This window comes from Grimontia kaedaensis, assembly GCF_023746615.1.
Classification (GTDB): Bacteria; Pseudomonadota; Gammaproteobacteria; order Enterobacterales; family Vibrionaceae; genus Enterovibrio; species Enterovibrio kaedaensis.
In genome coordinates this window covers 3,360,694-3,375,586 of sequence record NZ_CP082275.1, presented here as the reverse complement: position 1 = coordinate 3,375,586, position 14,893 = coordinate 3,360,694, and the positions used below count along the sequence as shown (strand labels likewise).

Genomic DNA, 14,893 nt, shown 5'->3' with positions numbered 1-14,893 from the left:
ATTAGTTCTTAAGGCCAAACGGATTGCGGTAACCCAATGCGTTGCCGCTCGCAGAGCTGTAGCCAAAGCCTGCGTTCGCACCAAGACCAAGCAAACTGAATGACAGGCTAATGTTGTTGTCGTATCGCGCAGTATCATTGATATTGCTGCGCGCCAGCAGATATTCGTTGTAACTTAGGCCAATCACCCAGCAAGCCGATGTGTACGTCAGACCAAACTGGTTTTCTAACATCAGCTCTTGCGTTAAGTCGTGAAAGTACTGCCCCTGAAAATTCACATTTGAAGTGATGGGAAAGCCTGTGACTAAACCAACTTGGGAAATCCCGTCTTCAGTGATCTGGTCTAAATTGTTGAACCCAACGGTACTCGCGATATAGTCTTTTGCTACGTATCGATAACTAGTTTGAGCGTAAAACCCGCCATCACGATACTCCAAAGTGGCATTACCAAACTGCAAGTCACTGAGGTTGCTATCATATTCCAATGATCCTCTAACAAATAGGTAATCATTGAGGTTCAGCTCACTTTCAATTGCCCACGCAGAATAATTGATGGAGGTATCTTCCTGATTACCGAAACGATCAAGGTAGTAAATCTGGCCAAATGCTAGGTTAAAGCGCTCTTTGTAGCCATCATCAAAGAAACGGGTCGCAGCACCGACCGTAAATTGGTTAGCCGGGTTGATATAGTCAACACTGCTGTATTGGTTAGCCCGGAACAGACCATAGTAATCGGTTTGTAAACGTGCAGTATCATAACCACCACCCGAGTAGTTAACGGGGTTATAAATACCTGACTGATCAACGTCTTTGATGTAAAGATACTGAACTTGTGGTTCGAGAGTCTGAGTGTAAGGTGTGTCGAAGAAAGCGCCATTGCGTTCAAGCGTTACGACGGCATTAAGCCTTGTCATCGGCACTATGCGCGAGACAGTTGCCTCAAGCTCCTCACCATTAACGCCAGTCACACTATCAATATTCGACTGGTCATAGTAGGTGTAAAACAATTTACCTTCTGCAGTTGCACTCAACCAGGGCAGGTTGTAAGGCAAGACAAGGGTGGGTTCAATATTAAAGCGAAGCGCATCAGGTTTACTGTCGTCATCAGTTGCAAATTTACTGATTTTCGTTGGCATGTAAAAGTCTAATCCAAAGCCTGCCTCTGGACGATAATAGTTCATCGCAAGTTGCGGGAGTAGGCGATATACAGACGTGTTGGGGCTCAATGGCTGGAAGTTTCGGATACTCAGTGTCGAGTCCCAGTTCAGGTCACGATAGGACACTTCACCTGTTTGCAACAAGGTATTGTCTTCTCGGCTACCGACACGCGAGTCGGTATGACGGCTGAAGTAACTGAAGTCGCTGACCTTGCTGTAATCGATATCGTATGACCAATGGTTTTGAATGCCTGAATGAGTCCAGTTGAATCCCCAGCTTTTATCGAACTCTGGGTAGAGTTTATCTTCCCCCATATACTCAAGTACCATGCCGCCTGAACCCATTTCGGTCAGGTAGCGAGGCTCCAGAGTCATGAATAAACCACGATTGGACATGTACCGCGGTGTGATTAACATGTCGGTTTGAGGGTGGATATTCCAATAAAAAGGTGTTTCCAGCTCAAAACCATCAGTATCGTTCCAACTGATTGATGGGTATAAGAAGCCAGTCAGGCGGCCATCTTCTACCGGCACACGGAGGTAAGGTAGATAGAAGATTGGGGTATCCAGCACCTCAAAGCGGGCGTTGTAAAGATCAGCGAATATGTCACCATCTTCTTTTTCCAATTTCCCTGCGCTGAATCGCCAGCTCTTGTCATCGTCTGGGCAAGTGGTGTAGGTACCATCCTCGAGCTCGTAGAACGTTGTACCATTTTTAAAGACGCGTTTGGCTTCCCCGCGACCCGGTGTACACATCATTTTGTACTGGGCGTTATTTAATGTGGTGTCTTCATTATCCAAATTCGTCTGTAAAGATTCGCCTGAAATAGCGATCTGGCCGTCATGGAAATAAACATTGCCTTCCGCTGTGACAATGTTTTCTGGTTGGCGCAAGGTTGCAGAGTCAGCTTTGACTGTCCGGTTGCCTTGAGTCACGATGACATCGCCACGATAAGTAGCTTTTACATTAGCTTTGGCTTCGGCGCTGTCTGCGAGGATTTTAACGGGAAGATCATTGATGTCTTCAGCGCTGCCAGCGGTAGGATTACAGCGGTATTCCGGTGCAAGACATTTTCCTGTAGGGATCACCAGTGGATCGGTGCTGCTCTGAGTGGCTTGGCTCTCTTCCGCCATGGCCTGTCCATATAGGGCAAGGCAAATCATCGAGGATAAAAAACTTCTGGCAGTCAGTGACATTAAAACTCAATCCTGTTGTTGGCATACAGCACTGGTATACTCTTGCGCTGCGTCCTGGCAAATTTTTGCTGAAAAATGGGGGTTATGATAATGCAAATCATGCCTCACGGCACCTGCTTGCTGGCTTAAACGAGATAAATTAATCAAATAGAGAAATAAACATGGCGGTTTGGGGAAAAGTGTTGGGGGCATTCTTTGGCTTCCTGCTCGGTGGTCCTTTCGGGTTATTGTTAGGTCTGTTTCTAGGGCATAAGTTCGATAAGGCGAGACAAAACGTTTCCTTTGGCGGTGGTTTTCAGGGACAGAACCAGCAAGCGCGTCAGCAGGCTTACTTTCATGCCACTTTTGCAGTGATGGGGCATGTTGCCAAAGCTAAAGGTCAGGTGACACAAAATGAGATCCGTCTTGCGACCAATCTTATGGATCGTATGGGTTTGCATGGAGATGCCAGACGGCAGGCACAAGATGCATTCCGTGAAGGTAAAGACGCGACTTTCCCATTGGAAGACACGTTGGAATCGGTTCGTCGCAATTGTGGTGGCCGCTTTGACCTGCTGCAGTTCTTTCTCGAAGTACAAATTCAGGCGGCGTATGCCGATGGCTCCATGCACCCCAGCGAGCGTCAGGTGCTTTACACCATTGCCAGCACCCTAGGTTTTTCCCGTGAGCAACTCGAGCAGCGCTTGGCGATGCAAGAAGCGGCTTACCAGTTTTACCAGCAGCAGGGCGGTCAGCATCAAGGCCAGCAACAATGGCAACAAGGCTTTGGCGGGCCAAATATCGCCGATGCTTATAGGATTTTGGGTGTTGATGAAGATGCGAATGCGCAGACAGTTAAACGCGCACATAGAAAGCTGATGAATGAGCATCACCCAGATAAGCTAGCTGCAAAAGGCCTGCCGCCAGAGATGATGGAGATGGCGAAACAAAAAGCGCAGGAAATCCAAGCTGCATACGATCTGATCAAAAAAGAAAAGGGCTTTAAATAAGCCCTTACACGAGGTTTTGTGGATTACCTTCGATAAAGGCATTCAGGTTATCGGTAAGTTGATTTGCCAATGTCTGAAGACTGGAATCACTGCCCCAAGCGACATGAGGGGTTAGAATTAGGTTGGGCAGACCTGAATGAGCCAGTAACGGATTACTGTTTGTAGCAGGCTCTTCGGTAAACACATCCACCCCAGCACCTGCAATCTCACCCTTCTTAAGTGCTTCAACTAGCGCCATTTCATCCACTAAGCCACCTCGCCCTGTGTTTATCAAAACCGACGTAGACTTCATTTGGCTAAGTTCTTCAGCACCAATCAGGTTTCGGGTCGCATCGCTGAGCGGACAATGCAGGGTCAGGATATCGGCCGTTTGTAATACATCCTCAAATGAAACATACCCGTCTCGGACAGTTGTTTCGCCTTTTCGTTCTGAGCGAATCACCTTCATGCCGACAGCTTTAGCAAGTATCTCTACTGCCTGCCCCAAACTGCCTGACCCAATAACTCCAAGCGTTGCACCGGCAATATCACCGATAGGGTGAGTGAAAAAGCAAAATTGGTTCTTCTCTTTCCAAACACCTAGCTCAATGTCCCTGTGGTAGGCATTGAGGTTTCTTCTCAGTGCAAAGGCGAGTGCGATGACATGTTCGGGCACGGAACCAGTGGCATAACCACGGATATTACAAACGGGTAGGTTGTGGGCTCTGCACCAGTCGATATCGACATTGTTATAGCCCGTTGCAGCCACGGCAATCAGCTTAAGCGATGGCAATCGCGCCAGTAACTCGCCGCTGAGGAGAACCTTGTTGGCGACAACGATGGTCGCGTCTTTGAGTCTGTCTAATACTTCTTCGGGCGACGTTTCTTCGAAGCTTTCCCATTGGTGAGGAAAAGATGGCGAGGGAATACAAATATGAGAAGGGATAGTGGCACTATCCAGAAAGACAATCTTTTCCATGGCGGGCTTCCTTTTTCCGCCAGTGTAAATCCGAACTATTGATTACTTCAACAGTTCAGGGTCAGCTTTGATGCCTCGTCGTACCAGCGTGTCACCCGGCGCACTGCTGTAAAAATCACATGGCGCAGACAAATGCATCGGCTCTCCCGAACCCGGATGCAGGAAGCAAAGCTCCCCAGCGTGAAGTTGCAGTCTAGGTGAGTATTTTAGTGCCTGCGGGTGAGCATAAAACTCATCACCAACAATTGGGTGTTCGAGCGCCAGCATATGAACGCGAAGCTGATGGGAGCGACCCGTGATAGGAAGAAGACGCACCAGCGAGGTTTTCTTTTCCCGCTTGATCACTTCATAGTCTGTTATTGACGGCTTGCCATTTTCGAAACACACCATTTGCTTGGGACGGTTTGGCCAGTCACAAATCAGTGGCAGGTCGATTCGGCCCTCATCCTGCTCAACGCTACCCCATACGCGTGCGTAATAGAGCTTGTGGGTCACACGCTCACGGAATTGGGCTTTTAGGTGGCGTTCTGCCTCTTTGTGTTTGGCAAACACAATCAAGCCAGAGGTCGACATATCGAGTCGGTGAACCAGTTCAGCGTCAGGATATTCCGCCTTGATGCGTGACCATGCACTGTCGTAATGGGCAGGGTCGCGTCCCGGGTTGGTCAGAAGACCACTCGGTTTGTTGATGGCAATGATGTCGTCATCCTGATAGATAATATCCAGCCAAGGTTCCGTTGGCGGGTTATAAATAAAGTCGCTCATGGCTTTACTCGAAAAAGAACTGCTCGAAGTTTAGACGGGCGGCAGTTTAGCATGCCCCAATGTAAAGGGAAGGCTGGATACAAAAAGGCACCGCCGAAGCAGTGCCTTGCCTTTGGGCTAGCTCAGATTACTGATGGCTGACCACGATCACACGCAGCGCATCCAGATTCACCTGTGCCTGATTGATGTAGCCGCGAAGCTCACCCATTTGGGTTTCAATCGCTTCCAGCTCATCGTCACGGATATTCGGGTTCACGGCTTTCAGCGCCTGGAGGCGATCCAGCTCAGAACGAAGCTTGGCTGCCATCTCAGCTTCTGCGGCTTCTTTGACCACGGCCAGTTGTTTTTCAGCCAGCGGGTCGCCCATTTCTATCAGGCCATGAATTTGGGTCTGAACAGAAGAAACCAGCTTGCTTGCAAGATGGCGGTTTACTGGGCTCAGTTGGCGGTGGAAGCCTTCAAACTCTACCTGTGCTGCCAGATCGTTACCTTTTGCATCGAGCAATACGCGGATTGGTGTCGCTGGCAGGAACTGGTGAATCCCCGAGCTTTTCGGTGCCTGTGCATCTGCCACATACAACAGCTCAAGGAACAGAGTGCCGACGGGTAGCGCCTTGTTTTTCAAAAGGGAAACTGCAGTGGTGCCCACATCTTCAGAAAGCAACAGATCGATACCGCCCTGGATCATTGGGTGCTCCCAGCTGATAAAGTGCAGATCTTCACGTGACAGTGCAGTTTCGCGGTCAAAGGTGATGGTGCAGCCTTCACTTGGCAGGCCAGGGTAGCTCGACACCAACATGTGCTCTGAAGGCGTCACGACAATGGCATTCTCGCCTTTGTCGTCCTGATTCAGACCAACCGTGTCAAAAAGGCCTAACGCGAAGGTCACCAGATTGGTGTCACCGTCATGGGAGGCGATGGTTTCTGCCAGTGCTTTGGCACTGTCTCCGCCATTGGAGTGCATCTCGAGCAGACGGTCTCGGCCTTTTTCAAGGTCTGCTTTCAACCTATGGTGCATCTCGGCACTGGTTTCAACCAGCGTATCCAGAGATTCATCCAAGCTGCCTTTTGCCAGCAGTTGCAGCAAATCATCCTGAACGTGTTCAAAGACAGCGCGGCCTGTCGGACAGGTTTCTTCAAAGGCATTCAAGCCTTCGTTGTACCAACGCGCCAGCAGTGCTTGCGACGTCCCTTCCATGAATGGAACGTGAATTTCGATATCACGCTTCTGGCCAATACGGTCCAGACGGCCGATACGCTGCTCCAACAAGTCGGGGTTCATTGGCAAATCGAACATCACCAGTTGGTTAGCAAACTGGAAGTTACGGCCTTCTGAGCCGATTTCAGAACAGATCAGCACCTGTGCGCCGGCTTCATCTTGTGCGAAGTAAGCGGCTGCTTTATCGCGTTCCAGAATCGACATGCCTTCGTGGAAAACAGTACCGCGAATACCTTCACGTTCGCGAAGTGCTTGCTCCAGCGACAATGCAGTTTGTGCGCGTGAACAGATCACCAGCACTTTTTCCTGACGGTTGGACTTCAGCAAATCCAGCAGCCAATCGATACGTGGGTCGAAGCCCCACCAAGAGGCGTTTTCACCTTCAAATTGCTGGTAAATATCTTCAGGGTATAGCCATTGAACCGCTTTTTGCTCGATAGACTGGCTGCTACCGCCCATCATGGCGGCAACACGCATCGAGGTCTGGTACTGGCTTGGTAGTGCCAATGGGTAAAGGTTCAGGTGGCGTTGCGGGAAGCCCTGGATCGCCGCTCGGGTGTTACGGAACAACACGCGGCCCGTACCGTGGCGGTCCATCAGGTTGTCAATCAGCTCGTTACGAGCGTCACGACGTTGGTCGTCGTCGACATCTCCTGCTTCGACGATACGCAATAGCGGCTCAACATCCTGCTCGGAAAGCAGTTCGGTAATGCTGTTTTTCGCTTCATTGCTGAGCTTGTCTTCATACAGCAGCTGGCCCACTGCGTCAGCGACCGGAGCGTATTGGGTTTCTTCTTCTACAAATGCCTGATAGTCATAGAAACGATCTGGGTCGAGAAGACGCAGACGGGCAAAATGACTCTCGTGACCCAGCTGTTCTGGGGTTGCTGTCAGCAGCAGTACGCCTGGGGTGTTTTCAGAGATGCCTTCAATCACCTGATACTCGCGGCTGGCTTTCTCTTCGCTCCACTCAAGGTGATGCGCTTCGTCGACTACGAGCAAATCCCATTCGCCTTCGGCGGCTTGCTCCGCACGTTTACGGCTTTTACGCAGAAAGTCCAATGAACACAGTACCAGCTGTGCAGTATCAAACGGATTATCTGAATCCGCAAACGCTTCGATGCAGCGCTCTTCGTCGAAAATGGAGAAGTGCAGATTGAAGCGACGAAGCATCTCAACCAGCCACTGGTGTTGGAGGGTTTCCGGCACAACAACCAAAACGCGGGACGCGCGGCCAGACAGCACCTGTTGGTGTATGATCATACCTGCTTCAATGGTTTTACCCAGACCTACTTCGTCAGCCAGCAATACGCGTGGTGCGTGACGGCGACCCACTTCATGGGCAATGAAAAGCTGGTGAGGGATCAAACCTGCACGCATACCACACAGGCCGCGCATCGGGCTCTTGTGCTGTTCGTACTGGTTCTTCAGAGCGCGGTAGCGCAGTGCAAAACGGTCCATGCGATCGATTTGACCGGCAAACAGCTTGTCCTGCGGGCGGTTAAAACGGATTTGGTGGCTCAGGAAAATTTCACGAAGTAGCGTGTTTTCTTCGCCCGTGTCAGTGCGTGTACCCACATAGGTCAGCACGCCGCCTTCCTCGTCAACACGTTCAACGGTCAGAAACCAGCCTTCGTGACTTTCAATGGTATCACCTACGTTAAACATCACGCGCGTGATGGGCGCGTCGTTATTGGCGTAGAGTCGATTTTCTTCACTGGCTGGGAACATTAGGGTCACAGTACGCGCATCAAGCGCAACAACTGTACCCAGACCCAAGTCACTTTCGGTATCGCTGATCCAACGTTGTCCGAGGGCGTAAGACATAGGGGAGAAACCTCTGGTTAAAGCTGACACAAATTGGAGACCACGTGCCTCATGCGAACTACAGTGTAGGCCATGATGCGCACGGAGAAAAAGGCTGCCAATGGTACTCGAACTTGTGAGCAGGGTCACGGCGAATGTTGGAAATTTGGCGGTCGTAACAAACAAGTAACAAATTCATGAAAATGTGGCGTAGTCGACGGGTAAACACTGAAATATGTCTTACGATTAAGATTATGCAGACACGGACTTTATAGCGTAGTGGCTGTATTTACCCGATTACCGTGGCACGCGGTTTGCTTGCGGGATCAGGGGAAACTCGTGGGGCTCCCACAAGCCTATGCAACCAAGGAGGTGCCTATGGGCGATGCCGATCGGAAATTCTTTGTGCTGGACACCAATATCCTGCTTCATGAACCTTTCGCCATCTATTCCTTTCAAGAACATGACGTGATCATTCCCATGACCGTCCTCGAAGAACTCGACCGGATCAAAGACAGCAAGCGGGACGTCTCCCGTGACGCACGTGTCGCGATTCGTGCCCTCGAAGATATCTTTAAAGACGCCACCCCAGACCAAATTGCTGAAGGCATTATTGTCGGCAAAGAAGGCAGCACGGGAACCGTCTCCATATTTGCAGACTACGAAATTAAAGAAACCGTTCAGGCGTTTGCCGACAAGGCGGGGGATAACCGTATTCTGAATGCGGTCCTTCATCTGCAGGCAAAACGCTCGCCAAGGACCGTGGTACTGGTCACCAAAGATATCAACATGCGACTGCGTGCGAAAGGAGCTGGCGTACTGTTTGTTGAAGATTACCGTACCGACCAGCTGATTGACGATGTCAGCTTGCTGACCAAAGGCTTCCAGGTCTTTGAAGGCGGCTTTTGGGACAAGGTCGGTCAGGTAGAAACGGAAAATAGCGGTCGCACCACCTTACACACTTTGCCACGTGAACTCGCCGACACCACCTTCGTGAATCAGTACCTGCTTGACGAAGGCGACGACTTTGCCGGACGTGTCGTGGGGTTAACTGATACGGAAATGACCATTAAGGACATCAGCCGTGAACGTTTGATGCACCGTGAAGCCTGGGGAGTTCGCCCGAAAAATATCTATCAAGGAATGGCAATGGATGCATTGCTCGACCCGAATGTGGATCTGGTTATCCTCACTGGCCCTGCAGGCTGTGGTAAAACCATCCTGGCAATGGCAGCAGCGCTTGAGCAGGTGGTCGAAAAGGGCATGTATGACAAGATCATCGTGACTCGTAACACGCCGGAAATTGCTGAATCCATCGGTTTCCTTCCTGGCACCGAAGAAGAGAAAATGCTGCCCTGGTTAGGTGCAGTGACCGATACGTTGGAAGCGTTGCACAAAAATGACGAGTGTGCAGACGGCTCGATGCGTTACATCATGGATAAGGCCAATATCCAGTTTAAATCCATCAACTTTATGCGTGGCCGCTCTATCCAGAATGCCTTTGTGATTTTGGATGAGTGTCAGAACCTTACCGCATCACAGTTGAAGACCATCATCACCCGTTGTGGTGAAGGAACGAAAATTGTTTGCTCCGGTAACCTGGCGCAAATAGATAGTCCATACCTGACCCCTGTGACTTCAGGGCTGACGTACATTGTGGAAAGATTTAAGAACTTTGAAGGCAGTGCCTGCGTTTACCTCAATGGTGTGGTGCGCAGCCGTCTCGCAGAGTTTGCTGAAGAAAACCTCTAACCGGAACTGAATTGAAAAAGGCTGCCATTTGGCAGCCTTTGTTTTTTCTGCATAGTGCTACTATGCCCAGCGATGCTCAGTAAATAAATCGTCGTCATTGTTCCCCGCCGTAAAGTTAATTTGTGACGGTTTATTGGTGCGCATGCGTGCCGAAGCTATACGCACCATCTTTTCTCCACTTTCACCATCGTAGGGATAACAGGCAATCCCATAGCTGAACTTGACGGGTACGACTTGCTGGTCGATGTAAAGCAGGCTGAGCTGAAGCGTTTTCTGCAACTGTTGCAACTTACGTTGAGCCTGACTGCTGTCACTTAAATCAAACAGGACAGCAAATTCTCCCCCGCCCAAACGAGCGCAAAGTGTTTGGCTGGAGAGTTGGATGCGTAACTGCATGGCAAGGTGTTTGATTGCCATATCGCCAACATCCTGACCGTAGCTCTCGTTGACTTCCTTGAGATGATCAATATCCAGCACTGCCACCACGTAAGGCGATGGTGAAAAGCGCTTATCGCTCAACGCTGTGAAAAACTGATGACGGGTTTTGGTGCCAGTCAGCGGGTCATTTTGTGTTGCGGTTTCCAGTTTCTGCTTCGAGTCTTTTAAGGCTTTTACCGCGGATTTCAGCTCTTCTGTTCGGTGCTTGAGAAGGCGGTGATAAAGGAAAAGACCCAATGTCAGCAACACCATGGAGCCAATAAAAATCAGGTACTGTGCCGTTTTGTTTAGCCAGGGTAAAGCGAGATGTAACTTGTTTTGTGGCAACCACTTTTCGTAAATGGCTTTGATGTCATCCGGATGAATGTTGTCCAATCCACGCTCAACATCTGCAATCATGTCTTTTGAAGCTTTGTTAACTGCGAAATGTAACGGGAATGAATAAAGTTTCTGGCGCGAGGTGAACTGACCGCTATTGCCAGTATGGCGCATGTCATAAAGCGCGGTACTGAGATCATCAATAAACACATCTACTTCACCACGGTAAGCGGCATCATTCAAAGAGCCAAATGTCGGGAATAAACGGATGTTTTTCTCTGGAATTCGCGAGACTAAAAACGCGTGTTTGGTACTTTCTTTGACTGTGCCAATGAGGGCTGAATCCAGAGCATGCAAATCATCAAACGGCAGGTCTTTTTGAACGAACAAATTCACATTGTAATGGTTGAGCGGGAGCTCTCGGGAGAATGCGAGGGATTTAGCACGATCACCGGTATAGCCCAAGCCGCCATGGACAACGTTTGGCGTGTTGCGTATGAAGGCGAGTGATTCGCTCCAGGGTTTTAACTCAAACGAGATATCGACGTTGTTGGCTTCGCCGTAGAGACGCCAGAAGTCGACCATGATGCCATCAGGTTCACCAAAGCGGTTGATAAATGAGAAGGGTTGCCACGTCGAAGAGCCCGTAATGATCAGTTTCTTAGTTTCTGCATAAGAGAAGGAAGAAAACAGAAAAAGTACTGACGTCAGCGAAAGAGCAGCAAGCTGGCGAATACTGGGCATAAATAAACTCGGGTACATCAACCTGTCTAGATTATCTGACGGGATTATACGCAACCCTTTTCGCTGAGGGAAACGATTAATAAGATTTCTGTCAATCGTTAATATGATGTGAAAATTGAACTTATATCCCAAAAAGAAAAGCCGCCTTATGCGGCGGCTTCCCGAACAATGCGACGGTTAGAACAATTCGACATCATCCTCGGGCACAAGCTCTTTTAGTTCACCAGAGGCTATCAAATCTTCATAGAAGGCAACTTGGTTTCGGCCATTTTGCTTCGCTTTGTAGAGAGCTTGGTCAGCGAAACCCAGTACAGTGATAGCATTCAGCTCCTGATCACTGATGGCCGCAGCTCCCATAGAAATGGACACTTCCTTAGCTTGACCATAATCGCGTTTGTTGACGGTCTCCAAGAAGTTTCTCACCGTGGCTTCCATCTGTTCACGAGGCTGGGGATGCATAATCACTACAAATTCATCACCACCATAGCGGAACAGGATATCTTCCTCGTCAAATGTCTGCTTCATCATCGCGGTGATGAGAAGTAGCACTTCGTCGCCGAATACGTGACCAAGTGCGTCGTTGATTTGCTTGAAGTGGTCAACATCGAATATGCAGACCCAGTGGTGATGGGTTGGGTCATCCGTGATGCTGGAGCCCTGAATCAAAAAGCGATCGAGTAACAGGTCTATTTTGGTCGTCAATACTTTGCGGTTGTACAGACCTGTGAGGCCATCACGTTCACTGGCGGAAATGATCTTCTGGTAATTCTCATAGATCTTCGCTAGCCCTTCAATGAGCTGCACTTCATCGCCTTTGAGCTCGTCGGCTTTGCAAAATACGACAGCATGGATGTCATTGTTTTCACCGTAACGGATGGGGACGGCGAGCAAGGCTTGATTGTCATCCTTACTGTATTCCACCACGTTCTCACCAATGATCACGCAGTTGCGAAGTACCCGCTCAATGGCGTCTTTCTCTTCTTCGAACAAGAAGATGTCTGAACACGCGACAACCATGAACTCCGGACTTGCTTCTGCATTGTAATCCAACACCAATACCTGGTTAGCCGGTGTTAGCTGTAAAACAGTCGTAATAAGGCTTTCGGAAATGGTATCGGACTCTGTCTGGGCTGTAATATCGACCACCGAGTCCAGCACATCGATACTGGTAACAGTCACAATCGTGTCTCACTTATGAGTTATATGTCTTAATCGTAAGTATAGATGCGGTTAGTTGATGCGCAATATTTCACCACAGTACATCAACTAAGATTATGAAAGATAGGGCTTTATGACTTCTGGTGGCGCGCTAAGTTCTTCAATATCAGCGTGATAAACCACTTTTCCATCATCAATAAACAACACTCTATCGGCGATGGTGACGGCATCTTCTGGATGATGGGTCACCATCAAAATGGTGGTTCCTGTTGTTTTAGCAAGTTGCTGAACTTCCAGAAGCATATCCCGACGCAGGGAAGGATCCAGCGCCGAAAAGGGCTCATCCAGCAAGAGCAAAGGGCGGTTACGGACGAGGCATCTCGCCAATGCCACCCGCTGTTTCTGGCCACCTGACAGTTCACCAGGCTGACGGTTTAGGTAACCTTCTAACCCTACCTTAGCTGCCGCTTCTTTAACACTTGCTTTATCTTTAGCGGTCAAAGAGAGTTTGGGGCTGATGCCTAGCGCAATGTTATCGAAAGCACTCAAATGACTAAATAGGTTATGCTCCTGAAACAGCATAGAGAGCGGGCGCTCATACGACGGTTTTTGTGTGAAATCTTCACCAGCAAAGGTCACCGCACCGCCATGAGGTGGCAATAGGCCGCATAGCAAGGAAAGTAGGGTGCTTTTCCCCGCACCACTTGGGCCTAAAATCGCCGTGATACTTCCGGGTGCAGCGTTGAAGGAGAAACTGAGCGTCTCTGGCTGATACTGATAACTGAGTTCATTGACGTTCAGCATGATTTCTTCCTGCGATGAGTTTTTCGATGAGAGCGTAACTGCCAAGGCTGAGAGCGAATAGGATCAGCGAAGCGGCAGCTGCGGCATCCATTTGGTAACTGCCCATCAGGTGAAATAAATACAAAGGTAATGTTTGGAAATCCTGACTACCAACCAAAGCAATGGCGCCCAGATCGCCAGTTGAAAGCACAAAGCTGATACCTACAGCATGGGCAATAGGCGGTTTTAAAGCACGCCATTCAATGAGCTTGAGGCGGTTAAGCCCTTTCACGCCTAACGTATTACAGAGAGATTGGTATTGCTGTGAAAGCTGAAAAGCAGGTGTGCTTAGTGTTTTCACTACATAAGGCAGAGCCACTAAAGTATTGACTGCGAGAACCAGCCAATAGGGTGAGTTGAACACATCTATGTGCTCGCGCAGCATGAGAAAAAGTCCGGTGCTTAGCACCACACTGGGGACCACCAGGATCAAAGAAGCAGTCATCTCAATGCTGTCAGCACGTCTGCTTGAACCGCTTAAACGCCAGAATCGGCTGGTCAGCACAATAGTACTGCCAAGTATGAAAGCACAAAGTGATGCGCCTGTAGCGAGTGAAATGGAATTAGCTGTTGCTTGCCAAAGTGCTGCGCTTGTCAAAACGTGCAGCGCGCTGGGGTTGATACCTCCCAACGCGACCATCAAAAGGGGAGGTATGACAAAAAGTACCGCGAGTGAAATCCAAACAGTATCCCAAACTTTCTCAATGGTGCTGTCGAGTCTCGGAGGAAGCACAATATGGCTGTCCTTTCCTTGTTGGGATATGGGACGTGTTAGTCGCTGGATGGTGAGGTGAAATAGACCGCAAAGCAGCAATTGCCAAAGTGCCAGCAGTGCACCTGTCTGCAAATCAAAGTCAAAGCGGATAGCCTGATAGATAGCGAGTTCAATGGTCGTTGCGCTCGGTCCGCCACCGAGTGCCATCACCGCAGCGAAGCTCGTAAAGCAGAGCATAAAAACTAAACCAATGACATGAGGCAGTTGCTGACGGAGGTAAGGCCATTCCAAAAAACGGAAGCGGTACCATCCACGAATCCCGAGTTGCTGCGCAAGTCTTTGTTGATCACTTGGAACCCGTTCTAATACCTGGACCATAAGCTGGGTGGCAAATGGCATGTTAAAAAAAACGTGTGCCAGCAAAATGCCGGAAAGGCCATAAATGTTGACGTCCCAGCTTATACCAAGCAAAGGAAGCCAATCTGACAGTAATCCTCTTTTTCCGTAAATCGCCAGAATACCGAACACGCCAACCAGCACAGGAAGCACCAGTGTCATGGAAAATAATTTCAGCAACAGGCGTTTGCCCGGAAACTGCCGCCGCGAGAGTGCATGGGCGACCGGAATAGCCAAACCGACAGACAGTAGTGTCGAAAGCAGCGCTTGTTTGAAACTGAACTCAGTTACGTGCTGCAAGTAGGGATCGTGCCAGAGGGAGGCAATATCCAAAGACGGTGCCTGACTAAGCAAAGAAAACAAAGCGGCGCTAATCAGCACCGCGATGATTGACGCCGACAAGATGCCGGGCCAAGTTCTGGAAGGGTTCAACACGTAA

The 14,893-nt window shown here is 49.5% G+C and carries 10 protein-coding genes; 2 read left to right on the top strand and 8 right to left on the bottom strand.

Annotated elements, in window-relative coordinates; translation table 11 throughout:
• Position 1: 1 nt before the first annotated feature.
• Positions 2-2,353, bottom strand: coding sequence for an LPS assembly protein LptD (gene lptD, locus K6Q96_RS15075; protein WP_251876687.1), 2,352 nt, complete (start codon positions 2,351-2,353; stop codon positions 2-4).
• Positions 2,354-2,514: 161 nt separating this feature from the next.
• Between lptD and djlA the strand changes: the two genes are divergently transcribed.
• On the top strand, positions 2,515-3,342 hold the full coding sequence (djlA, locus tag K6Q96_RS15070) for a co-chaperone DjlA (protein WP_251876686.1): 828 nt from the start codon (positions 2,515-2,517) through the stop codon (positions 3,340-3,342).
• A gap of 4 nt (positions 3,343-3,346) precedes the next feature.
• Here djlA and K6Q96_RS15065 read toward each other — a convergent pair whose 3' ends face one another.
• The 3 genes from K6Q96_RS15065 to rapA form a co-directional block, all read right to left on the bottom strand.
• Positions 3,347-4,300, bottom strand: a complete 954-nt coding sequence (locus tag K6Q96_RS15065; protein WP_251876685.1) for a D-2-hydroxyacid dehydrogenase — start codon at positions 4,298-4,300, stop codon at positions 3,347-3,349.
• Positions 4,301-4,342: 42 nt separating this feature from the next.
• Positions 4,343-5,065, bottom strand: a complete 723-nt coding sequence (rluA, locus tag K6Q96_RS15060) for a bifunctional tRNA pseudouridine(32) synthase/23S rRNA pseudouridine(746) synthase RluA (RefSeq protein WP_251876684.1) — start codon at positions 5,063-5,065, stop codon at positions 4,343-4,345.
• A 127-nt stretch (positions 5,066-5,192) separates the two neighbouring features.
• Entirely contained in the window at positions 5,193-8,111 is a 2,919-nt protein-coding gene (gene rapA / locus K6Q96_RS15055) for an RNA polymerase-associated protein RapA (RefSeq protein WP_251876683.1), read from the bottom strand.
• 357 nt (positions 8,112-8,468) lie between these two features.
• On the opposite strand from rapA, the gene K6Q96_RS15050 reads away from it, so the two are divergent.
• Positions 8,469-9,842, top strand: coding sequence for a PhoH family protein (locus tag K6Q96_RS15050; protein ID WP_251876682.1), 1,374 nt, complete (start codon positions 8,469-8,471; stop codon positions 9,840-9,842).
• Positions 9,843-9,902: 60 nt separating this feature from the next.
• On the opposite strand, the gene K6Q96_RS15045 is transcribed toward K6Q96_RS15050, so the two are convergent.
• The 4 genes from K6Q96_RS15045 to thiP form a co-directional block, all read right to left on the bottom strand.
• Positions 9,903-11,342: a transporter substrate-binding domain-containing diguanylate cyclase gene (locus K6Q96_RS15045; RefSeq protein ID WP_251876681.1), complete on the bottom strand. Its 1,440-nt coding sequence runs from the start codon at positions 11,340-11,342 to the stop codon at positions 9,903-9,905.
• A 177-nt stretch (positions 11,343-11,519) separates the two neighbouring features.
• Positions 11,520-12,521, bottom strand: coding sequence for a GGDEF domain-containing protein (locus K6Q96_RS15040; protein ID WP_251876680.1), 1,002 nt, complete (start codon positions 12,519-12,521; stop codon positions 11,520-11,522).
• Positions 12,522-12,614: 93 nt separating this feature from the next.
• The gene (thiQ, locus tag K6Q96_RS15035; RefSeq protein WP_251876679.1) at positions 12,615-13,304 is read right to left on the bottom strand and encodes a thiamine ABC transporter ATP-binding protein; all 690 of its coding nucleotides are present in this window, start codon (positions 13,302-13,304) and stop codon (positions 12,615-12,617) included.
• Positions 13,288-14,889: a thiamine/thiamine pyrophosphate ABC transporter permease gene (gene thiP, locus K6Q96_RS15030; protein WP_251876678.1), complete on the bottom strand. Its 1,602-nt coding sequence runs from the start codon at positions 14,887-14,889 to the stop codon at positions 13,288-13,290. The genes thiQ and thiP overlap by 17 nt, the downstream gene beginning before the upstream one ends.
• Between the last annotated feature and the right edge of the window lie 4 nt (positions 14,890-14,893).

Excerpts from the sequence above, each read along its gene's own strand:
- lptD (WP_251876687.1), bottom strand. The coding sequence starts at position 2,353 with ATGTCACTGACTGCCAGAAGTTTTTTATCCTCGATGATTTGCCTTGCC.
- djlA (WP_251876686.1), top strand. The coding sequence starts at position 2,515 with ATGGCGGTTTGGGGAAAAGTGTTGGGGGCATTCTTTGGCTTCCTGCTC.
- K6Q96_RS15065 (WP_251876685.1), bottom strand. The coding sequence starts at position 4,300 with ATGGAAAAGATTGTCTTTCTGGATAGTGCCACTATCCCTTCTCATATT.
- rluA (WP_251876684.1), bottom strand. The coding sequence starts at position 5,065 with ATGAGCGACTTTATTTATAACCCGCCAACGGAACCTTGGCTGGATATT.
- rapA (WP_251876683.1), bottom strand. The coding sequence starts at position 8,111 with ATGTCTTACGCCCTCGGACAACGTTGGATCAGCGATACCGAAAGTGAC.
- K6Q96_RS15050 (WP_251876682.1), top strand. The coding sequence starts at position 8,469 with ATGGGCGATGCCGATCGGAAATTCTTTGTGCTGGACACCAATATCCTG.
- K6Q96_RS15045 (WP_251876681.1), bottom strand. The coding sequence starts at position 11,342 with ATGCCCAGTATTCGCCAGCTTGCTGCTCTTTCGCTGACGTCAGTACTT.
- thiQ (WP_251876679.1), bottom strand. The coding sequence starts at position 13,304 with ATGCTGAACGTCAATGAACTCAGTTATCAGTATCAGCCAGAGACGCTC.